We start from the raw sequence: 22,141 nt of genomic DNA on the forward strand, positions 1-22,141 counted from the left end.
ATCCCTATAGTTAAAATAGCAATTTTGCAGAATTTACATCTAAAAATAAGCTGGCTTGTGGTTGTTTTCGCAAAATTGAAGCTGGGTAATTTGTAGTAATATCCCCGTGTAATATCTCTTTAACTATTTTGGCTTTGCGTGGATCTGGTGCTAGACAAATGATTTTTTTTGCCGCACAAATTACGGGGATAGTTACAGTAAAAGCATACTGAGGAACGGTTTCTAAGTTGGGAAAATACCCGGTTTTTAGTTGTTGCTGACGGTTGACTTGATCTAGTTTTACTAATTTGACATTGGCGGGATCTTCAAAATCTGCTACTGCGGGATCATTAAAGGCTAAATGTCCATTTTCTCCTACACCAAGAAGACATAAATCAATGGGTTGAGCTTTTAATAGTTTAGTATAGCGATCGCACTCGGTAACAGGTTCTAACGCATCTCCTTCTATATAATGAAATTGCCGTGGAAATACCCGTTTTTCTACACGTTCTCGCAAATAATACCGGAAACTTGCGGGATGGTCAGCATTAATTCCTAAATATTCATCAAGATGGAATAATGTTATCCTTGACCAGTCTATCCCACCTAAAGCAATTAAAGCATCAAGAAATTTAAGTTGTGAATTTCCTGTGGCTAACAACAAAGCAATTGTATCCTGTCGTTGCAGCAGGTCATCTAAATATTTCTGTACGATTTCAGCAACATCCTCTGCCATTTCTGTTTCAGAGTTGTAAATCTGTACTCGGAGATGATCGCAATCAAAAGATGTGGTAACATCTGGCATTTGCTTAAATACAAGGTAATGGAAATATCCGAAAATCAAATATACGTTTTTTAGAACCATTGTAGAGACATTCCAAAGATGTTTTATAGCCAGTCTCTACAATCTTTTCACCGGATTATATTACTTATTAATAGGGGTTTTACTTTGCCATATTTGTTCAAATTCTGCCTTGGTAATTTCAAATTCTTCAATATTATTGTCAACTAGTTTTTTATCGCATAGCATCCCATAATTATCGGCTACATGATTTTTATCATAGAATAATACGTTACCATTTTCGTAAACTTCTATTTGTCTATGGGCATATAAATTACTGTCAATTTCCATAAAATATGTACTGCAACCCCAAGCATCATATTCACCTCCCAGAGATACATCCCAAGACCATTTGTAATATTTTTTGGTTTTCTGTAAAGTTGACATATTGCGCTCCTATTTAATTTGTAATACCTTGAATGACGTAGCTATACTTAATTTTTGAGGCAGGGAAAGAAAAACAGACAGTAGGTGATAGATTTTCTCACACAGGATTTAGCACTAGCACCGCTTCGCGAAAGTCAAAAGTCAAAAGTCAAAAGTCAAAAGTCAAAACAAATACAGAGTAAGCTTTTCAGAGATTGGGAATGGTTGGTTTATTTCCGCCGTTCTGTACTAGCACAGTAAGTGAAATTTGATGAATTACGAGGACAGCCTCTACAATCATATTTTACCAATTATTTATTGTAAAAATTGATGATTATCATAATATGATAGTCTAAATTAAGCAATATTTCTAATCTGAGTATTTAGTTAAGTCGGATTATTTCCCGCACTTCCATTAAAATTTGACCTAGCATATTTTTACCACTACCATCAGATCCACAACCCCAATAGAAGTCTATAGGGGAATTTTCCACTATTTCTTCATCACCTGTAGATAGGAGAATTTCTTTAATATCTATGTGGGTAGAAAATTTACACAGCACTGCTTTTCGCATGATATCATCTTTAACTTTCTCCCAATCTGAACGGAGAGGACGAGTTCTTTGTCTACCCATTTTTGCTGCATCTCTTGGAGTTTTAACAAGTCGGATCGCTTCTAAATGGTGTGTGTCAATAAATTTTTGTGCTTGAAAGTAATGTTCACTGGTAGACCAATACAAATCATCTAATATAAATCCGTGAGGTGAAAAATTAGAAAAGCAAGCATATTGATCACGAGTATGATAAAAGTAGATTGTCATGTAATTTATCCAGTAAAAATCAATTTTGTTTGGTTCTACCGTACTTTTTATGCTAAATCACCAGTCGGAAAGAGGGAACAGGAAACAGGGAACAGGGGAAAAATTTTAATTTTCTAGTTTTTTAATAAGACTAATAATCATTCTACTTTCTTCTTTTAATAAATTAAGAATCATTTCTATATCTTTTTCTGAACATAATCCTACTCGTTTAGATAGAATTAGGTGAGTTTCTAATTCATTAACTGACCCTTGAGCTATGTTTAAAAATCTTATATATTCGCCTCCGTCGCCCATATCCTTCAGCTATATTGGCTGGAATGGATACTGCACTTCTTCTAATTTGTTGAACCATAGCATATAGCTCATCTTTAGGAAAAAGTTTAGTGAGGAAATAGCACTTTTCAGCAATATCCATCCCTTTTTGCCAAATTATTAAGTCTTTAAAGTCATTAATATCCGACATTCTTCCTGTTTCCTGTTCCCTGTTCCCTATTCCCTGTTCCCTGTTCCCTATTCCCTTATTAGTTTAGCATACTAAGTCCGGTAGAGCCTTTTGTTTTGACATTAAAAACTTAACAGATCGATTATTTATTTGTAGATATTTAAATTTGCTTTTCGCTACTAACTAAGTCTCTTTGTTCATAGTGACGACAGTCCTGACACGGACCACTAGGATTAACAGCACAACGGACGTAACCAGATCGAGCATTAAATTTACAACTAATATCACCTACTAAATAACCTACACCTTCTAGATAATAACGATCACTGCTACGCTCCGCGCTATCGTCTTCAACAGGTCTCATGTATTGTTGGATTTGGGAATAGTTATAAGCTATTTGTCTAGTGCGTGTCCGTGTCCGTTCTTGGGTTTTACGAATCACCCAAAATGACCATAGGGATGGTAAAAAACCAATGATAATCAACACTATTGTTTTTAACATTTTCTATTTACCTTTTGTGTACATTGATTTTTCTAAAATTTTACTCCTCAACATTCTGTTACTAACAAATATTGTAACTCCTGACTCTTGAGCTAATTAAGAATTATCTGTCAATTGTTTGACATGAGCCGGGAATCGGGCATTTTTGAGAGACTGTACAGTAGAAAGAGAATCTTGTACCCAAAATTGTTTACCAAAACGTACTAATTGACGAGAATTGCCTGATTGAACAATACCAATTACCGGAACTTTTGCTTTATCTTTATCTCCAGATTGTTCTTTCAAAATTGATCTTAAGCGATGTTGTACATCAATAGTAGCAGCTTCCTGTGGATTTAATTCCACTACTACCATCTGAACTTTTTCAACTTGTTCTGCATCTTCAACAATAAATTGAGTTTGATCATCCCGGTTGTCTACTTTTCCCCAAATGATTAATCTAGCATCAACTTGTAATAGTGAACTCACCCGTTCATAATTTTTGGGAAAGACAATTGCTTCTGATGCTGCGGTTAGATCTTCTATTTGTAAAATTGCCATGGGATCGCCTTTTTTTGTCACTACTTTTTTGACGTTATTCAGCATGATAACCGCACAAAGAATTGTATTCTCTTTCTGTTCTCCTAACTGTGCCAGATTAATTGGTGCGAGCAGAGATGATGATTGTTTAATATCTTTTAGGGGGTGTGCAGATACATAAAACCCTAATAATTCTTTTTCCATCCGCAACTTTTCCTGTGGGGGAAAATCTAAAGTTGCTTCTGCTTTCGGTGCAGATTCAAAAGCATTTTTAGCTGTTTGTTGAGTATTATTTCCTAATCCACCACCCATAAAATCAAAAAGATTTCCCTGTCCACTGGCTTTATCTTTAGCGCGGGATTGCGCCCAATCATATACTAATTCTAAATCTCTAATTAATTGTTGGCGGTTGGATTCGATTTTGTCAAACGCACCACATTGAATCAGTGATTCTAAAGTCCGTCGGTTAACAGTACGTAAATCAAGGCGATCGCAAAAATCGCCCAGAGATTTAAATTCTCCACCCTCTGCTCTCGCTTCTAAAATCCCCACAATCGCATTTTGTCCCACATTCCTCACTGCCGAAAATCCAAATAAAATCTTGTTTTCTGCTGGGGTAAAATCCAAACCAGAGCGATTAATATCCGGCGGATCAATTTCAATCCCCATAGTTGTACAGTTGTTCAGATATTTCTGCACTTTATCTGTATCCCCACTGTTAGCAGTTAACAGCGCCGCCATATATTCTAACGGATAATTAGCTTTTAAATATGCCGTTTGATAAGTGACATAACCGTAAGCTGTCGAATGGGATTTATTGAAACAATTAGACGCAATTAAACTATTTTTAATCGCAAAATTATGGTCTTGTTCAACGCCAATATCATAAACATTGGCTTCACCTAAGTATTGTCGTGAAATTATTTTAACCATATTACTGAGCTTTTCAAAATTTGTTTATTTACTGATTTCAGACCAACTCTGATCTGTTCAACATTCTCTTGATTATATACACTCAGTGCATCAGGTGAGGAAAACTGGGCGATGTCATAACGCTATAAATTTTCGATATAATTCGATATGTAATCTATTGTTCCTTTCACCTTGTCTCAACCTAACGCAGTGCGTAACCTGCAAGAAACCCATTTAAATCGCGCCCGTGCTAGTCTCAGACAAGCAATGTCTTGGTATGGATATCTCCGCAAGTCAGGCCAGCTATCATCCAAACCAGAATTAGCGGGTTTAGTAAAACCAGAAATAGAACTTTTAACTGCCACACTCAACAAGCTAGACTCTAATGTGGTGAGAATAGCGGCTTTTGGTTTGGTGAGTCGTGGTAAGTCTGCGGTGTTAAATTCTTTGTTAGGGGCAAAAATTCTGCAAACTGGACCCTTAAATGGTGTCACTCAATGGCCGCGATCGCTACGTTGGCAACCAGGAGGAAAGATCATAGTAGAATTAATTGATACTCCCGGTTTAGATGAAATTGAGGGGGAAACACGGGCGCAAATGGCGCGGGATGTAGCGCGTCAAGCTGATTTAATTTTGTTTGTAGTTTCTGGAGATATTACAAGAACTGAGTATCAAGCATTACTAGAATTGCGTCAAGCCCAAAAACCTTTGATTTTGGTATTTAACAAAATTGATTTGTACCCAGATACAGATAGAACCAAAATTTATCAAAATTTACAACAATTAGGTGCAGGAAATCCTCAAGCTAAACCATTATTACCTGATGAAATTGTCATGGTTGCGGCTGAACCTGCACCAATGGAAGTAAGAATAGAATACCCGGATGGGAATGTGAGTTATGAGTGGGAAACACCACCACCACAGGTTGAGGAATTAAAACAAACTATTCTGAATATACTAAATCGAGAAGGGCGATCGCTCTTAGCTTTAAATGCACTCATTCAAGCAAGAGAAGCTGAAGAAATTATAGCTGAAAAAACTATTGATTTTCGCCAAAAAGAAGCGGAAGATATTATTTGGCAATTTACTAAATATAAAGCTTTAGCTATTGGGTTAAATCCTATTGCTTTTTTAGATATTATTGGTGGTTTAATTACAGATTTAGCTTTAATTCGTTCTCTGGCTAGATTATATTCTTTACCGATGACGAGTTATGAAGCAACTAATTTATTAAGAACTATTTTATTAAGTTCCGGTGGTTTATTGTTGGGTGAATTAGGCAGTAGTTTGATATTAGGTTTAGGTAAAAGTACGGCTGCGATCGCTAGTGGTGATAATCCTCTCAATATTACTACCTTTGCTGGCAGTGCGATCGCTCAAGCCGGTATTGCTGGTTATGGATCTTATGCTGTGGGTAAAGCTGCACAGGTATATTTAGAAAAGGGCTGTACCTGGGGACAATTGGGCGCTAATACTGTTATTCAAGAGATTTTGTCTCAGGTTGATAAAAATACTATTTTGTATCGGTTACAGAAGGATTTAGGGAGATAATCCAAAAGTCCAGATCCCCGACTTCTGAGAATAATCCTCTAATTAGGGCTTGCTGAATAAAGGCAAAACCTGGACTAAGTACCTGAGCAAAATTAATTGCACATTTTTTTAACAACCAGAAATCTCTGTATTCTTTCCTGTTCCCTGTTCCCTGTTCCCTGTTCCCTGTTCCCTTTCCTGAATATGAAATTTATTTTGCACGAATACTTATTAAGGATGTTGTGAGGTTGCATTCACTTGGCTATAGTGCTAGTATACCCATAGCTTCAGAAGCTATGGATTACTTCTATCAACTTCCTAAGTTTACCATCCAAGGGGAGTAAGAATGTAATCTAAAGTTATCTATCCTGTTAGAAGCTATGGGTCAAACTAAAAAAGCAAAAATTACATTTACTTGCTCACATGAACTACGTGAAGAACTAGAAAGTATAGCAAGCTTAGAAGACAGGACACTATCAAATCTTGTAGAAAGGCTTGTTACAAGAGCGGTTCAAATTTACAAACCTCAAGATCAAAAAGCAAGTTAGCAAACTGCTTGCAGCAGCGTTTCGCTATTGCCCATACCACCCTCAAACACCATGACAACTGAACCAACCCGATTAGACCTTATAGAATCGCTACTGCTGCAAACAGCTACTAACCTTAACTCTGTATCTACTAGGTTAGATAGAGTAGCTGAACAGCAAACCGTTAATACCCAAACAATAGGCAACCTAACCGTAAAACTTGACCAAGTAGCAGAACAGCAAACCGTTAATACCCAAACGACTGGTAATTTATCAAATAGCTTAAATGACCTATCAAACCAAGTTAACGACTTTATTGGAACTGCCAATACTGTCTTAAGTCGCAGTGCGGTTTTAGATGACATCATAGTTAGACTTGACCGCAATTTTGAGCTACATCAGCAACGTTTTGAGGAAAACCAAAGATCAACTAACGCTGCTTTAGAGAGATTGGAAGCAATTCTGATCAGGCTGATGGATAAATAGGCGAAAAATTCACACCAAAACCACTACATCGACAAGGTTTTTAGTTTTTATATTGTGTCTTGTAGGGTGCGTCTGATGCACTCTACAAACTTGATTCTATTCATTCAGTATATTTCAATTTTTCTCTTAAATCATCTAACGGTGAAGTTTCTTGATTTAATCCTGAAGTATTAACAACTGTTTCTTTTACTTCTGTTTCATTAGGGCAAAATTCTATGCAAACTCTGATTTTTCCTTTTTTCCAACCATCACCAGGTCTGAGTACCTTAGCCTCCATTCCTTCTGTAAACAATTTTGCATCTGTATCATCAGAACCTATACATTCTTTAATTGCTTCTATTAATTCAATAGCTGTCAAAGTTTTGGATACATCTAATCGTTCAAAATTATCAGGATTAACAGCAATCACATCCTCTTGATCCAGCCTTGCAAATTGATTACCCATATATTTTATTCCCACTCCTGCAAATTAAGTATATTATATTTTATACCATTTTAAAAATTTCTTTCTTTGCGCCTTTGCGCCTTTGCGTGAGATAAAAAATATCCCCCCTTTCCTCAACAGAAAAGGGGGAAAAGATGCAGTTAGAAAAACCAACCGTAAGAATGTAAACCTTTACCCAAAAGATTCACACCCAAATAACAAATCCAAACCACAACAAAACCACCAGCGGCTAAAATTGCAGGTTTGCGACCTTGCCAACCGCGAGTTATTCTAGAATGCAAATAAGCCGCAAAAACTAACCAAGTAATTAAAGCCCAAGTTTCCTTTGGGTCCCAACTCCAATAAGAACCCCAAGCTTCATTAGCCCAAACACCACCAGCAATAATCCCAATTGTCAGTAAAGGAAAACCCAAACCAATAACGCGATAGCTAATATTATCTAGGGTTTCTGCTAGGGTGAGACGTTGGGGAGAAAGAATTTCCGCAGTCGCGATAGGGATAGTTTTGACTACCTCTAAAACAGCAGTACCATTACCGTTGTTATTGCTTTCCAAACGGGAAAAACCATTATTTTCCGATGAGGTTGTTGGAGGTTGAGTAACTAACTCTCCAGCTTTGAGTAATTTGTAACCATTACTACGATAACCACCGTTACCGACGGAACTACCTTGTAATTGAATGTTTTGGCCGCGAGTCACAATTAAAAAAGCGATCGCTAACAAAGAACCTACCATCAAAGCCGAATAACTCAACATCATCACGCTGACGTGCATCATCAACCAATTCGACTTTAAAGCCGGAACCAAAGGTTCAGAAGCTTGCATTGTGGATGGTAGCGTCAAAGTAGCAAAGGCCGTAATTCCCATGGCTACAGGTGCAGTGACAACTCCCACCAAACGGCTACGACTGGTATTTTCAGCAATGAGATGAACAGCAGTAATACCCCAAGTTAGGAAAAATAGAGACTCATAGAGATTACTGAGCGGAAAATAACCCGCTTCAATCCATCTTGCCCCTAATAGAGTCGCAATACACAAATTTGCGATCGCCATTCCAGCCGTCCCCAAAGCCGCAGTCACCGATAAACTCGGAAAAGCCGCCCCTACCCAATACACCAGCATAGTGCAGAATAAGACGGCAAAGGAGGCATTATCTAGCCAGTTCTGGAGTACAACCAGATTCATAAACACTTCTCCCTAGTGAATCAGTTATCAGTTATCAAACCCAGTTAGAAAATCAATCTAACTCAAACCAACTATCCTGATCCTATCTAGCTTTGGTAATTAGTGATTAGTGATTGGGGATTGGGGATTGGTGATTGGTGATTGGTGATTGAGGATTGGGGATTGGTGATTGGGGATTGGTGATTGGTGATTGGGGATTGGTGATTGGTGATTGAGGATTGAGGATTGGGGATTGGGGATTGGGGATTGGTGATTGGGGATTGGGGATTGGTGATTGGTGATTGGTGATTGGTGATTGGTGATTGGTAAAATGATTACCTATTCCCAGTTCCTAGTCCCCAGTTCCTAGTCCCCAGTTCCTAGTCCCCAGTTCCCAGTTCCCAGTCCCTAATCCCCAATCCCTAGTCCCTAGTCCCTAGTCCCCAGTCCCCAGTTCCCAGTCCCTAATCCCCAATCCCTAATCCCTAGTCCCTAGTCCCTACTTACCTTTTTTCAATTCTAAAAAGATGTCATATCGCTGACTACGAATATCATTGACAACAGTTGTCACTCCCACTGTGCGGATAGCAGACAGTAAAGCTTGTTGACTCGGTGACGCATTATTCAGAGGAAAACTTTTAACAGTCCGTTCCATATCTAAGAAAAACAGACTTTTGGGTAGACTCAATTCTTGAGGAACAGTTTGCTGAAAAGTAAAAGTGCTGGCTAGTGTTTTATTGGGTTGAGTCACAATTTTATCACTAATAGGAGCGCCTAAAACAAAAAACAACACATCTTCATCTAACCAACCATGAGTAGCTGTTAAAGTCCCAAACGGTGAAATCCAGTTAACCACATCTTTACCCGCAACAGTAGCTGATTCAACTTTAAACTGATATTGATTTTTAACCACATCATCAAGATTTTGCAAAGCAGCTTCAGCAGATTGGCGTAAATTGCCTTTAGCATCACTAGCCTTAATCATAAACACTAAACCAGCCCGAAAATTATCCGGTTTAGCCTCTTTTGGCGTATTAGGAATCACTGCAATTGAAAATTCCCCTTGCATCCAACTTAGTAAATCTTGATCTAAATCCAAATTTGTTAAAGATTTTATACTTTGTCGCAGTTGTTCAGGCTTAATCGGTGATAAAGGATTTCCCTTGGAAGTAGAAACATATTCCGCCCACAAACGCTTTAAGTTACTACCAGAAAACATCATTAAAGTTTCGCTAGGAAGTCGATTTTGCATACTTCCAGCTTTATTTTCTACTGCCAACACGCGCTTACTATTGGGATTTAACCACGAAACACCTTTTAATCGAATTCCTTCCGGTTCTAAGGTGACAGTTCCCGCCAAACCTTGATTATTCTGGAGTTGTGTCAGCACTTGAGCAGGTAACGGACGATTAGGAGTTTTAGCTGCTATTTTTGCGGCTATTGGTACATTTATATAGAATTTAGCAAAAGATTGATAACTGCTCGTTTTTGAGAAATTTGCGGCAAAACTTCCTAATTTTGCTAAAGATGTTTGATTTTGATAAGCATCAATAGTTCTTTCTGTGGCTTTAGCATTATCTGTAATTACCAGAAATTTCTGATTAATTAATGCTGCGGAAAGTTTTTCTCCAGCTTGTCCTTGAGTTTGTTTAATCGGGATTCCTTGATAAGTACGATCAATCCATTTACCTTGTTTTAGTGGTTTAGGTTGTGCCAAAATACTTTTAGCTACTTCTGGATTTTTGATCGGTAGCACTATCAGTATTGATTGCTCAGAAGTATCCGCATCAGTCGTTACCGGTTTGGGTGTAGGATTCCCCTCTGGAGAAGCCAAAACAGCAATCGTGACTTCATCTCCTACCCAGGGTTGAATATCTTTCTCGAAATTATAACCATTATTAGTTAACAAGCGATCGCGCAATTGCACCAAATTTTGCTCCAGTTCTTTTTGAGTTTCTGCTGTCCCAAACTCCTGTAACTTTTGCCACTGTTGAGTATCCGTTGTCAAAGAAACTGCCAATAAGGCATCTTGAGGAATAATATTTGCACCCACTGGCAAATTTCGAGAAAATGGTTGTCCTTGGGTAAAAAACCAATATGCCACACTTCCAGCACCAATCAATAACCACGCAGCTGATAATGTCAGTACCAAAGACGGTTTGTTTTTTTTCTTCATCACACTCAGATATATATTATTCAGGACTTATGCAACTGGCATATTGGTAGGGTGCATCAGACTGCATAAATCCAGCAAATAAACATATTTCTGATATCTGACGCACCCTACAACAGATTTTTGGTGTGACACTTGCGTAAGTCATATCATTATAAGATTCGCGATTTTGACAAGCAGTCGAGAATCTTGTTGTTGATAGATATTTTTTTAGCACGGTTTTGAAAGTACCCACGCTGAGAAGACGTGGGATTTATGCAATACACGAACAGAAGCCGTTAAAAAGCTATAGGAATTACGCAAGATTGAACTCAAAACCTGATTCTTGCGTAGGGGTAATTCATGAATTACCCCTACTTCTGTTCTGTTTTGCGTAAGTCCTCATCTACACGCTACACCCTTGTTCTTGACCCAAATATTTAGTTAAATAAGGTGAAAAAACCTCATAAATCAAAGTTAGAGGTTGTCCATGATGCCAAAATAAATAATGACGACCCCAAAAAGGACCCACTTGATCAAAACCTGACTCTAATGCAGGTGAGTAACCACAGTAAAGTCCTCGAATATCTCTATACAATTCTGTACGGATACGGGCTAAACTTGACCAAATTGGTAAAGAACGGTTTTGCAAAAACTCATCTACATGACTAGCTTCCCACCAGGAAGTAGCATAACCCAATCTTTGACCAGAAGCAGTTCGCAGCCATACCTGTCGTCGTAGTCGTGGACCAGGTACAGCTTCAATTAAGCTAGGCGCATCATCTGAGTTGATGCCAATTAAAGACATATCTATTACGTCTACTTCTGTGGGTTCACAGGTCAGTAATTGTAAATGTCTGGTTGGAGAACCATCACCCAAAAGTAGTAATTGCCAAGCAGGTGCTAACTGAGTGTGAGGTAAACCTTTTTGAATTTCCTCTCCTTCACCTTGCCAAATAGGTTGTAGACGATGCCAAGCGGTTGGCGTTGCAGTTGTTGTGGGTGTAACGATAGTAGTCAATGTTGTTTATAAAACTTCATCTATTTATATGAAAGCACAATCCAGAGAATTATGTCAGTTGCGAAAATCCTGCCTTCACCATATACAATATGGAAATAGGACTGAATTCAGTACGAAATTTTATGATTAACCTAGAAAATATTCACCCACTCACAGACTTCAAACGCAACATCAAACAGTTTATCGAACACATCAAAGCTACAAAATCTCCTCTCGTTCTCACTGTTAACGGTAAAGCAGAAATTGTCATTCAAGATGTGGCTAGTTTTCAACAAATTCAAGAACGTCTCAATCTTGCAGAGTCAGAATTGCAAAAATTGAAACTGGAAGCGTTAAGACGTGATGTGGCTTTAGGTGCAGAACAGTTAAAAAATGGAGAATACAGCGAGTATAACGATGAGTCTTTACCCAATTTGCTGGAAAAGATTAAAGCACGAGGACAGCATCAGCTAGGTAAATAAACAGTTACATGAATAGCTACAGAATTTCCCAACTAGCTGAACAAGATTTAGAAGATATATGGGTTTATATTGCCCAAAATAATCAAATCGCAGCAGATACAGAAATCGCTAAAATTCATCTGAAAGGATTTTTTGAGCAAAATTGGCAACAACGGTGGACGCTCATTCAAGAAGCTAGAAATGGTGGTTCTATAACACCAGAAATAGCCACCCAACTTCGTAAAGAAAAGCATCGTGGTAATATTATCATTGATGAAAACTGTCAAATAGTCAAAGCAGAATGGTTAAGTAATAACTGGCAGATAGAATGTAATAACTGTAATATTTACAACTTTGATTATATTTGGTTAGCCACAGGTACTAAATTTGATGTCACCACAGAACCCTTATTACAGGACATTTTAGCCGCCTATCCCACCCAAATAGTTAACGGTTTACCTGTGTTAGATACTTATCTGCGTTGGCCTGGTTGTGAATTATTTATCATGGGTGGTTTAGCAGCTTTGCAAGTAGGACCCACCGCTAGAAACCTATCCGGTGCAAGAATGGCCAGTGAAAAAATCGTTCCCGCCATTGTTAAACCCAGTGTAGCTTTTTCACCTAGTATTACAGAAATTAAAGCCAGTTAACCCAAAATTTTCAGGTGTGAGCTTAAACAAGTTTTTGTGCTATCCTGATAACGATTATCATTTATAGTTTAAAATCATTGAACTGATAATGACTCAACTAACAGCACCAACATCAACCCTAAACATGGATATTCCCAAACAAGGAATGCCAGTCAGTATCATTACCGGATTTTTAGGAAGTGGTAAAACCACCCTTTTAAATCAAATTCTGCAAAATAAACAAGATTTAAAAGTTGCAGTTCTCGTCAATGAATTTGGTGATATTAATATTGATAGTCAATTGCTAGTTACCGTCGATCAAGATATGGTAGAACTGAGCAATGGCTGTATATGCTGTACCATTAATGATGGTTTAGTTGATGCAGTGTATAGAGTTTTAGAACGAGAAGAACGCATTGATTATTTAGTAATTGAAACTACTGGAGTTGCTGACCCCTTACCAATTATCCTAACTTTTTTGGGAACAGAACTCAGAGATTTAACTAATCTAGATTCAATTATTACCGTTGTAGATGCTGAGACATTTAATGAAGAACATTTTGAAAGTGAAGCAGCTTTACAACAAATTACCTATGGAGATATTATTCTCCTGAATAAAACCGACCTTGTTAACCGAGACAAACTGGAAGAAGTAGAAAATTTTATCCGTGATGTAAAAAACGGAGCGAGAATTTTACATACTCAATATGGCCAAGTTGCTTTACCATTAATTTTAGATGTGGGTTTAACACCAAAAGATGAGTATATGAACGATAATGTAGAAGATACTCACGAACATGAACACCATGACCATCATGAACACCACCACCATGAACATGAACATCATCATCATCACTCCCATCATTTAGAAAATGATGGCTTTGTGTCAATATCTTTTCAAGCAGATAGACCATTTGATGTCCATAAATTTGAGAACTTTTTGACTGAAGAAATGCCACAGGAAGTATTTCGAGCTAAAGGTATTTTATGGTTTAGTGATAGCGATTTACGTCATATTTTTCAACTGAGTGGACCCCGTTACACCTTAAACGCTGATGAATGGCAAAATTCACCTAAAAATCAGGTAGTTTTTATTGGCAGAAAATTAGATAAACAGGAAATATACACAAAAATTAACAAATGTTTGTTATAATTAAAATGTGTTAATTCAGAGGGAACTCTTAACGGGCAACTCTTAACAGAAAAAACTCATGTTTTTAAACATGAGATTGAAATAATGACACTGTTTTTTTTCGTGCTACGCAAAGAGTTGTTAAAGCCTTGCAATTTTTAACCAAAGGATATCATGAATCCTTGGATGAATTGTTAAATGGTGCAGTGTTTACAGAGGATGCTGATGAAATGGTATTAGTGCGAGATATTGATATTTTCAGTTCCTGTGAACATCATATTTTGCCAGTTATTGGCCGCGCTCATGTAGCTTACATTCCTAATGGTAAAGTCATTGGTTTATCGAAAATTGCCCGCATTTGTGAAATGTATGCAAGACGTTTACAAGTTCAAGAACGTCTGACATTACAAATAGCTGACGCACTGCAAGGTTTACTCAAACCCAAAGGAGTTGCAGTAGTGATAGAAGCAACACATATGTGTATGGTCATGCGTGGTGTACAAAAACCCGGTTCTTGGACTGTAACCAGTGCAATGCGTGGAGTATTTTCAGAAGATGCACGCACCCGTGAAGAATTTATGAATTTGATTCGACACAATGCTAATTTTCACTAGAGTTAGGTGACAGGTGACAGTAGTGGGATAATCGTAGGTTGGGTTAAGCGATAGCGCAACCCAACAAAAGCATTGATAATGTTGGGTTTCCTTGCGTCAACCCAACCTACTTTTTTAAAATCTAAAATTATTCTGACTCCTGACTCCTCAATTATTTATTATCTGATTATGAACATACCAAGTATTACCGTTGTCGCTGGATTATCTGGAACTGGAAAAACCACCTGGATTCGTCAACAAATCCGAGATATTAAATCTCTTGAAAAAGTAATTTATTTCAGTCCTGGAACGGGGAATGTTATTATTGATCAAACTTGCATAAAAACCGAATTTCCTGGAATTAACTGTTTTGGTGATGGTCAAGAAATTGATTTTATTAATCAAATCCCAGCAGCAGATCATATTTATATTGAATTAGGTTCTTACCTAGAATTATCAACAGTATCACAAATCTTAGATAATCTCAATTATCGTGCTGTCGCTATTTTACCTCCCAATTATCATAACTCAGAATATCATACATGGACTGAAGAAATTATCAATGGTGCATCTGCAAAAATCATCAACATAGAAAATATTTGGCGAGTTTGTACAACCGGTCAAGTTATTGATGAAAATAGTTTAGAAGAATTTTGGTATGAAATAACTCATGGTGCTTATGGTGACGTTATCCGCGCTAAGGGAATTTTTGATGTTAATGATGGACGTTCTCTTTACTGTGATTTTGTCGCAGGTGTTCCCCAAGTAGAGTTTTTAGAATTAGATTTACCAAGATATTTAGAAGGTAGACCACAGCGGTTTAGTGGTTTAGAAGTAGTGGGAAAAAATTTAGATGAACCAGCGTTAAAAGCAACATTATCAGCTTGCTGTTTATCTGACTCCTTAATTTCCCAATATCAACAACAAGTCAAACAAATTTTATTAGAAGGTCAAGCAGTATGAAAATAGCTGTAATGTCATGTATTCATGGTAATAATGAAGCCTTAAATGCTGTATTATTAGATATCGACCAGCAAAAAGCAGAAAAAATCTTTTGTTTAGGTGATTTGGTAGGATATGGACCCTATCCCAATGAGGTTGTTAACAAAATTAGCTCTTTAGATATTCCTACCTGTTCTGGTTGTTGGGATGAAGATATTGTTGAAGGTTTGAATGCTTGTGATTGTAGTTATCCCTCATTATTAGCAGAAAAAAGAGGAATCCAAGCTCATGAATGGACAAATAAAGAAATTCATCCAGAAAACCGCGAATTTTTAGCCAATTTACCCTACAGTATGCAATGGGAAAATCTAGCTTTTGTTCATGGTAGTCCTCATAGTAATCATGAATATTTATTACCTGAACTTGATGCTTTTGTCGCTTTAGAAAGGGTTATTTCTACAGGTGCAGATGTGCTTTTTTGTGGACATACTCATGTCCCTTATTTCAGAACTTTAAATGCAGGAAATTTACAGATAAGAGTTGATAGCAAAGAAGAATCACAAGAAATTAGTTTTACATCTCCTATCAAGCGTATTATTAATGTCGGTTCAGTAGGAGAACCCCGACATGGTAGACCTAATGCAACCTATGTAATTTATGACAATGAAACTCAAGAGGTGACATTAAGAGAAGTTGCTTATGATTATCAAAAAACCTGTGCAGCAATTATTGAAAAGGGATTACCAAAAATATTTGCTTGGCGTTTAGCAAATGGTTTAGAATTTGCAGAAAGAGCAGATGATCCTACTCATGTTTGTACAAGGTGATTGGTGACTCAATACTTGGTGGTTAAGCTCAAAACATTAAATCATGTAGGTTGGGTTGACGTGAGGAAACCCAACATTTAAAGACTTTTGTTGGGTTGCGCTGTCGCTTAACCCAACCTACAAAAACTGAACTCCTGAACTTCTGATCTAAAATTTATGTGGGTTATTTTGAGTGGAATTGAAGGTAATTTAGCAGCTTATGAAGCTGTGATGGCAGATATTAAACATCAACGTTATGTAGATGCTTTATATATTTTAGGTGATTTAGTTGGACCAAATAAAGAATGTGAAAAACTGGTAGAAAGGGTAAAATCTCCCCGTCGTGGTGAGTTACAACCAATGATTTGTAAAGGTTGGTGGGAAGAACAATGTTTTATTTTGCATGGTTTGGGACTCACTGGGGATGATCCTGATTTGTTGGAAAAATATGGAGGTGATACTGTAGAAATGCTCTGGGAATGTGTTTCTCGTCAAACTGTACAATGGTTGAGAAATTTGGACTTTGGTTTTTTTGAGTTAGATTGTTTATTAATTCATGGTTCAACGGTAGGTGTGAGTGAAGAACTTACCCCGGATACTCCCCCTATTCAAATGTTAGATAGACTGTCAAGAATGCAAGCAAATAATTTATTTTGTGGTCGTTCTGGCTTAACTTTTCAATATCAGTTACAAGGTGGTTCTGTTACCAGTGAAATTACAACTCTTGATCGTCAAGTTTCTTCGCAAACAATGACTGTTACACCCCGTCAAGTGATTGGGGTGGGAAATGTGGGACGTACTCCTGGTCAAGCTACCTATACTATCTATAATCCTAATAATAATAAAGTGGAATTTAAAACTGTTTATTATGGGAATAGTAAGGGATTTCAAAATTAAACTAACATCCCCGCAATACCAGCAGTAATAAAACTAGCAAGTAATCCCCCAATCATTGATTTAAAACCCATCCGCGCTAAATCATGTTGACGGTTAGGAGCTATAGCAGTCATACTACCAATAGTAATCCCAATTGTACCAATATTAGCAAAATTACATAAAGCATAAGTAGTAATAATCGCAGCGCGTTGGGAAATTTGCTGCTGCTTAATCATTTCACCTAAATCCAAATATGCCAGAAATTCATTTAAAATCGTCTTTTTACCCAATAAAGCCCCAATTTTACCACAATCAGCCCAAGGTATACCCATCAACCAAGCTACGGGAGACATAATAAAAGATAACATCCACTCTAAGGATAATTGCGGTAAACCTACCAGTGAACCCAACCATCCTAATAACGCATTTACAGCAGCCAGCAAACCCAAAAAGGCAATAATCATCACACCCACATTCACCGCTAACTGAACACCATCAAGCGCCCCGTTCGTTGCTGCATCAATTACATTGACAGCATTACTCTTTGTTTCCACACTGATTTTACCAGCAGTTTCCGATACTTCTGTTTCTGGATAGAGTAACTTTGATACTATCAAAGAAGTAGGAGCAGTCATAAAAAAAGCAGCTACTAAGTGTTCTGCGGGAATACCGAAAGAAAGGTAAGCACCCAGTACACCGCCGGCAATAGTAGAAAAACCACCAGTCATCACCGCAAATAGTTCTGATTGGGTCATGTTTGCTACATAAGGCTTAACCATTAACGCCGCTTCTGTCGGACCTAGAAAGATATTTCCAGCGCAGGATAAAGACTCAGAACCAGTTGTTTTCATGGTTTTCATCATTACCCAAGCCAAGCTACTAACTATTCTCTGGACAATGCCATAGTGATATAAAACACCGATAAAAGCAGAGAAAAATATGATAGTTGGTAAAACTTGAAAAGCAAAAAAATGATCTTTGAAATTTTCACCAAAGACAAATTTAGCACCGACATCAGAAAAAGCTAAGAAATTACCGATAATATCCCCCAAAGACTTAAAGAGATTCAAACCCCAGGAAGTTTTCAGAATTACCAATGCTAAAAGAAATTCCAACCCTAAACCCCAAGCTATAGTTCGCCAACGCACAGCATGACGGTTAACAGAAAGGGCATAAGATATACCAATAAAAACTAAAATACCTAGCGCCGAAATAGCCCGTTCCATTTTGATTCCTAAGCAACATTCACAAAAATAGTAGTATTTTTAACGTCCAAAAAACCTAAGTTAAAAAAATCTTGTGTGATCGAACTATTTGCGCTATCCTGATAACGATTCTCATTGCTTCTAGCTTGAATGTATTGTTAAATATTAATTATGTCCTTAAAAGCAAAGATACAGGGTGATTTTCAGCAATCTTGGGAAGGTACGTTATCAGATTATATAACAGCGATCGCTTGGTCCCCCCAAGGTAAAATTCTTGCAGCCAGTTCAGCCGCTGGAGAAGTAATTTTATACCATAATCTAGAACAGCAATTAGTCAAATATTTACAAACTTCTAACGGAGAATCTGTAGACAGTCTTGTTTTTTCTCAAGATGGACGATTTTTAGCGGCAGGTGGGCAAAATGGACAAGTGAAAATTTGGCGTTTACAGTCACAGGAAGCAGAACTGATCAGCGTTCTAGAAAATAACCGCACCTGGGTAGACCGCATGGCCTGGAGTCCTACCAAAAATCAACTAGCTTTTAGTTGTGGTCGTTATGTGCAGGTATGGAACGCAGACACAGGTAACACAGAAACCACCCTCAATTTTGATACTTCCTCTGTCCAAGATATTACTTGGCATCCCAATGGAGAAAGTTTAGCCGTTGCGGGTTATCAGAGTCTGAAAATTTGGATGGCTGAAAATTGGGATGATGATCCCTCGCTTGTACCAGTTGATTCAACCAGTTTAGTAATCTTATGGTCAGCAGATGGTAAATATATTGCTTCTGGGAACAGGGAACAGGGAACAGGAAGATGGGGAGAAAAATTTGTTCTTTATTCATCTTTCTCCTGAACTTCTGACTGGCATTGGTTAATGGTGCTGTATTGCCGATTCAAAGCAATCTCAATGCTCAGTTAGCGCGATCGCTCAATTCTGTACCCCTAGCCGCAGATATTTCTTACCTTGTCGGTTCAATTGCGTTGATTAGTTTTTTATACACAGGTTGGTTTGGTCATCCAGATTGGTCTGCTTTAGCCAAAGCTCCCCGATGGACTCTGATGGGTGGTTTATTCGGAGTTTGGTATATTACCGCCAGTGCTTACTTCACATCTATTTTGGGGACTACCTTGACTCAGGGGCTAATTATATGTGGACAAGCAATTACTGGTTTGGTAACTGACCATTTTGGCTGGAAGTCCCTTAACCGCCGTCGCCTCAAAGCTAATCGTCGTCTAGTGATAGGACTCTTAATTGTGGCAATTTTTTTGCTTTCTCTACCAACTGGAGTTTAGACTAATTTCTCCTCCTAATCCGTTAAAGTCTCTCTAGGCAAGGCTTTAAGGCTTTCCAAGTCATTTTACGTCTTGTAAGTCATAAACCTTATACCCCAAGGGGTTAAGCCTACAAGAAAAGATTTAGTCTAAACTCCAATACCAACCTAATACTTTTTTAGGATCATCATTATGGATATTTTATTAGCATTGCTTGGCGCTGGTTCGGCTGGTGGTTTTTCAACAATTGGAACAGCCATTAATGCCCAATTAAAGACAATACTCCACTCTCCAATAGCAGCAGCAGCAATTAATTTCTTAGTTGGTTTTACTATCCTCACGTTACTGCTAGGACTTGGTATTTTCAAACCCTTGAATCTTGACTTACTTTTTATTACTCCTTGGTGGGCATTTTTTGGCGGTTTATTAGGTGCAATTTTCGTCACATTAAGTACCTTAATAGTTCCTAAATTGGGTTTAACTACCACTACTTTAGATGTGATATTTAGCCAGATGTTTATGTCAATGGTGATTGATCATTTGGGATGGTTTGGTGCTATTAAATATCCGATTAACACACCCAAAATATTAGGAATTGCTACATTAGTAATAGCGGTTGTAATTAATCAATTGGATACAAACTATTCTCATGAAAATGTCGATTAGTGCCTTGGATAATTTTGAACAATCGTTATATTTTTTAAACTCATCTACTCACGGTAAAATTACACAAATTATTCCCTTACATCTAAGAATAGCAAAAACTATGGAATGGCTTAATCAACCTGCTAATTGGTCGCATTCTGAGCAGCACATCATCATTACAACTGCACCAAAAACCGATTTTTGGCGGATAACTCACTATGGTTTTATTCGTGATAGTGGACATTTCTACTTTGACCGAGTGAGTACAGATTTTGTTGTTGATGTCAAGATAAAAGGCAAATATAAGGACTTATATGATCAGGCAGGAATTATGATTCGTGCCGATGAAAAACATTGGATTAAAACTGGAATTGAATATGTTGATGGAGTGCAAAATGTGAGTGCTGTCGTCACTCATAACTATTCAGATTGGTCATTCACACCTTTGTTAAATCCTCCTGATATTTTTCAGCTACGGGTTGAACGATGTCAAGAGGCTATTCATATCGCTTATTTAGATGAATATGACCGCTATGTTCCCTTGAGAATGGCTTATTTTCCAGTTCAGCAAGATATTCAAGTCGGAATTATGTGTGCATCACCACAAGGAAATGGATATGAGGTGATTTTTGAGGATTATCAATTAACAAAAAAAGGTGAAAAATCATCATGAATATTCAAGATTTAGCTAATTCTATCCTCCAAAAACAATCAGAATTATCAACAGATAGAGCTTTTTTAGTTGCTGTCAGTGGGATTGATGGTTCTGGGAAAGGTTATTTTACTGAAAAATTAATCACTGCTTTGAATCAGCAAAATATTCATGCTGTTGCCATTAATTTAGATGCTTGGCATAAGTTACCAAGTGAGCGATTTAATTCTGAAAATCCAGGAGAGTATTTTTATCATCATGCTTTTCACTTTGATGATCTATTTCAAAAATTGATAGTGCCGTTAAAAAATCAACGAATGATTAATTTAACGACTGTTTTAACTGGAATTACAGGTATACCACAAACCTATAATTATCAATTTGAAAATGTGGATGTAATTGTGCTTGAAGGAATATTTTTGCTGAAGCGATCGCTCCAACATTTTTATGATTTTAAGATTTGGATTGATTGTTCATTTGCAACTGCTTTGGAGAGAGCAGTTCAGCGAAATCAAGAAGATATTTCACCAGAACAGATAATTGAGGATTACCAAAAAATTTATTTTCCTGCCCAAAAAGTTCATTTGGCAATTGACAATCCCAAATCAAGTACAGACATGATTTATATTAATGATTTCAAGTTAGGTGTTTACCATGATCCACCGAATGCCCCTTCCTCAACAATGTAAGGTTGGGAAAATGTCAAGAAGAACCAATTAATTGACCAATCTCATCTAACTTCTGTGCCAATATTTCTTGTAAAGATTGCAGTTGTTCACGACTAGCATTAGCTAAAGTCGTCTCAGATAACCCACTACTAATTTTTTGAAGAACTGCTTTGATTTCTTTCGATTCTGATGGCTCTGGTGTTAAATATCCAGCCTTAATGCCTTTAATTAAATCCCGTGTCTCAGGTACAGTCAAATTTTCCTTCAATTGTTTGTTGGTTCTGAGTTTGAAAATAAAAATAACTATATTATCCCGATGCGAATCCCAAAAACGCCCGTGCTTTAGCGCGAAACTTCTTCACCCTGAGCGAAGTCGAAGGGTCAAAGTTATCCGATGATGTAAAGCCAGGCATTCGGCACTAGATTTACAATGTAAAAAAGCAGGAAGCTGGCGCAACAGGTGGAATGGTCACTGAGCTTTGTCAAAGTGTCGAATCCCCATATAAACTATCCCCCTTGCTCCCTGCTCCTCTGCTTCTTTTTCAAGTGGGGTAACTTTTTTGCCCACCCACC

The 22,141-nt window shown here is 37.5% G+C and carries 24 protein-coding genes and 3 pseudogenes; 15 read left to right on the plus strand and 12 right to left on the minus strand.

Going from position 1 to position 22,141, the window contains the following annotated elements:
• Window positions 1-10: 10 nt before the first annotated feature.
• The 6 genes and pseudogenes from VB694_RS05490 to VB694_RS05515 all read right to left on the minus strand — a co-directional run bounded on the left by VB694_RS05490 (window position 11) and on the right by VB694_RS05515 (window position 4,403).
• Window positions 11-784, minus strand: a complete 774-nt coding sequence (locus VB694_RS05490) for a glucosamine-6-phosphate deaminase (protein WP_323359302.1) — start codon at window positions 782-784, stop codon at window positions 11-13.
• Window positions 785-904: 120 nt separating this feature from the next.
• On the minus strand, window positions 905-1,207 hold the full coding sequence (locus VB694_RS05495; RefSeq protein WP_323359303.1) for a hypothetical protein: 303 nt from the start codon (window positions 1,205-1,207) through the stop codon (window positions 905-907).
• A 362-nt stretch (window positions 1,208-1,569) separates the two neighbouring features.
• Window positions 1,570-2,007 carry an NADAR family protein gene (locus VB694_RS05500; protein WP_323359304.1) on the minus strand — a complete coding sequence of 146 codons (438 nt, stop codon included), beginning with the start codon at window positions 2,005-2,007 and terminating at the stop codon, window positions 1,570-1,572.
• A 105-nt stretch (window positions 2,008-2,112) separates the two neighbouring features.
• Window positions 2,113-2,470 (minus strand): annotated as a pseudogene (locus tag VB694_RS05505) (four helix bundle protein).
• A 139-nt stretch (window positions 2,471-2,609) separates the two neighbouring features.
• Window positions 2,610-2,951 carry a DUF6464 family protein gene (locus tag VB694_RS05510; protein WP_323359305.1) on the minus strand — a complete coding sequence of 114 codons (342 nt, stop codon included), beginning with the start codon at window positions 2,949-2,951 and terminating at the stop codon, window positions 2,610-2,612.
• Between the two features lie 96 nt (window positions 2,952-3,047).
• Window positions 3,048-4,403: an OB-fold nucleic acid binding domain-containing protein gene (locus VB694_RS05515; RefSeq protein ID WP_323359306.1), complete on the minus strand. Its 1,356-nt coding sequence runs from the start codon at window positions 4,401-4,403 to the stop codon at window positions 3,048-3,050.
• Window positions 4,404-4,592: 189 nt separating this feature from the next.
• Between VB694_RS05515 and VB694_RS05520 the strand changes: the two genes are divergently transcribed.
• From VB694_RS05520 to VB694_RS05530, 3 genes are all read left to right on the plus strand, one after another.
• On the plus strand, window positions 4,593-5,933 hold the full coding sequence (locus VB694_RS05520; RefSeq protein ID WP_323359375.1) for a GTP-binding protein: 1,341 nt from the start codon (window positions 4,593-4,595) through the stop codon (window positions 5,931-5,933).
• A gap of 359 nt (window positions 5,934-6,292) precedes the next feature.
• A complete protein-coding gene (locus VB694_RS05525; protein WP_323359307.1) occupies window positions 6,293-6,460 on the plus strand; it encodes a ribbon-helix-helix domain-containing protein in 168 nt (55 codons plus the stop codon).
• A 51-nt stretch (window positions 6,461-6,511) separates the two neighbouring features.
• Entirely contained in the window at window positions 6,512-6,925 is a 414-nt protein-coding gene (locus tag VB694_RS05530) for a hypothetical protein (protein ID WP_323359308.1), read from the plus strand.
• Window positions 6,926-7,025: 100 nt separating this feature from the next.
• Here VB694_RS05530 and VB694_RS05535 read toward each other — a convergent pair whose 3' ends face one another.
• The 4 genes from VB694_RS05535 to VB694_RS05550 form a co-directional block, all read right to left on the minus strand.
• A complete protein-coding gene (locus VB694_RS05535) occupies window positions 7,026-7,370 on the minus strand; it encodes a KGK domain-containing protein (protein WP_323359309.1) in 345 nt (114 codons plus the stop codon).
• 140 nt (window positions 7,371-7,510) lie between these two features.
• Entirely contained in the window at window positions 7,511-8,554 is a 1,044-nt protein-coding gene (gene ccsB / locus VB694_RS05540; protein ID WP_323359310.1) for a c-type cytochrome biogenesis protein CcsB, read from the minus strand.
• 478 nt (window positions 8,555-9,032) lie between these two features.
• Window positions 9,033-10,709 carry a DUF3352 domain-containing protein gene (locus tag VB694_RS05545; protein WP_323359311.1) on the minus strand — a complete coding sequence of 559 codons (1,677 nt, stop codon included), beginning with the start codon at window positions 10,707-10,709 and terminating at the stop codon, window positions 9,033-9,035.
• A 382-nt stretch (window positions 10,710-11,091) separates the two neighbouring features.
• A complete protein-coding gene (locus VB694_RS05550; protein ID WP_323359312.1) occupies window positions 11,092-11,706 on the minus strand; it encodes a chorismate lyase in 615 nt (204 codons plus the stop codon).
• Between the two features lie 122 nt (window positions 11,707-11,828).
• On the opposite strand from VB694_RS05550, the gene VB694_RS05555 reads away from it, so the two are divergent.
• The 7 genes and pseudogenes from VB694_RS05555 (at window position 11,829) to VB694_RS05585 (ending at window position 17,145) form a co-directional block, all read left to right on the plus strand.
• Complete coding sequence (locus VB694_RS05555; RefSeq protein ID WP_323359313.1) at window positions 11,829-12,167, plus strand: type II toxin-antitoxin system Phd/YefM family antitoxin; 339 nt, start codon at window positions 11,829-11,831, stop codon at window positions 12,165-12,167.
• A gap of 116 nt (window positions 12,168-12,283) precedes the next feature.
• Window positions 12,284-12,796 (plus strand): annotated as a pseudogene (locus VB694_RS05560) (FAD-dependent oxidoreductase); the annotation flags it as partial.
• A gap of 88 nt (window positions 12,797-12,884) precedes the next feature.
• Entirely contained in the window at window positions 12,885-13,928 is a 1,044-nt protein-coding gene (locus VB694_RS05565; protein ID WP_323359314.1) for a GTP-binding protein, read from the plus strand.
• A 110-nt stretch (window positions 13,929-14,038) separates the two neighbouring features.
• Window positions 14,039-14,521, plus strand: a pseudogene (gene folE / locus VB694_RS05570) (GTP cyclohydrolase I FolE); the annotation flags it as partial.
• A 168-nt stretch (window positions 14,522-14,689) separates the two neighbouring features.
• Window positions 14,690-15,463 carry a GTP-binding protein gene (locus VB694_RS05575; RefSeq protein ID WP_323359315.1) on the plus strand — a complete coding sequence of 258 codons (774 nt, stop codon included), beginning with the start codon at window positions 14,690-14,692 and terminating at the stop codon, window positions 15,461-15,463.
• Window positions 15,460-16,269, plus strand: coding sequence for a metallophosphoesterase family protein (locus tag VB694_RS05580; protein ID WP_323359316.1), 810 nt, complete (start codon window positions 15,460-15,462; stop codon window positions 16,267-16,269). The genes VB694_RS05575 and VB694_RS05580 overlap by 4 nt, the downstream gene beginning before the upstream one ends.
• Before the next feature lie 156 nt (window positions 16,270-16,425).
• The gene (locus tag VB694_RS05585) at window positions 16,426-17,145 is read left to right on the plus strand and encodes a metallophosphatase (protein WP_323359317.1); all 720 of its coding nucleotides are present in this window, start codon (window positions 16,426-16,428) and stop codon (window positions 17,143-17,145) included.
• Here VB694_RS05585 and VB694_RS05590 read toward each other — a convergent pair.
• Window positions 17,142-18,350, minus strand: coding sequence for a NupC/NupG family nucleoside CNT transporter (locus tag VB694_RS05590; protein WP_323359318.1), 1,209 nt, complete (start codon window positions 18,348-18,350; stop codon window positions 17,142-17,144). The genes VB694_RS05585 and VB694_RS05590 overlap by 4 nt on opposite strands.
• Before the next feature lie 150 nt (window positions 18,351-18,500).
• Between VB694_RS05590 and VB694_RS05595 the strand changes: the two genes are divergently transcribed.
• From VB694_RS05595 to VB694_RS05615, 5 genes are all read left to right on the plus strand, one after another.
• Window positions 18,501-19,184, plus strand: coding sequence for a WD40 repeat domain-containing protein (locus VB694_RS05595; protein ID WP_323359319.1), 684 nt, complete (start codon window positions 18,501-18,503; stop codon window positions 19,182-19,184).
• Between the two features lie 14 nt (window positions 19,185-19,198).
• Window positions 19,199-19,624, plus strand: coding sequence for a DMT family transporter (locus tag VB694_RS05600; RefSeq protein ID WP_323359320.1), 426 nt, complete (start codon window positions 19,199-19,201; stop codon window positions 19,622-19,624).
• A gap of 171 nt (window positions 19,625-19,795) precedes the next feature.
• The gene (locus tag VB694_RS05605; RefSeq protein ID WP_323359321.1) at window positions 19,796-20,269 is read left to right on the plus strand and encodes a DMT family transporter; all 474 of its coding nucleotides are present in this window, start codon (window positions 19,796-19,798) and stop codon (window positions 20,267-20,269) included.
• Entirely contained in the window at window positions 20,253-20,921 is a 669-nt protein-coding gene (locus tag VB694_RS05610; protein WP_323359322.1) for a DUF1349 domain-containing protein, read from the plus strand. The genes VB694_RS05605 and VB694_RS05610 overlap by 17 nt, the downstream gene beginning before the upstream one ends.
• Window positions 20,918-21,589, plus strand: a complete 672-nt coding sequence (locus VB694_RS05615) for a uridine kinase (protein ID WP_323359323.1) — start codon at window positions 20,918-20,920, stop codon at window positions 21,587-21,589. The genes VB694_RS05610 and VB694_RS05615 overlap by 4 nt, the downstream gene beginning before the upstream one ends.
• A gap of 13 nt (window positions 21,590-21,602) precedes the next feature.
• On the opposite strand, the gene VB694_RS05620 is transcribed toward VB694_RS05615, so the two are convergent.
• Complete coding sequence (locus tag VB694_RS05620) at window positions 21,603-21,824, minus strand: hypothetical protein (RefSeq protein ID WP_323359324.1); 222 nt, start codon at window positions 21,822-21,824, stop codon at window positions 21,603-21,605.
• Window positions 21,825-22,141 lie beyond the last annotated feature (317 nt).

This window comes from Anabaena sp. UHCC 0451, assembly GCF_034931405.1.
Classification (GTDB): domain Bacteria; phylum Cyanobacteriota; class Cyanobacteriia; order Cyanobacteriales; family Nostocaceae; genus RDYJ01.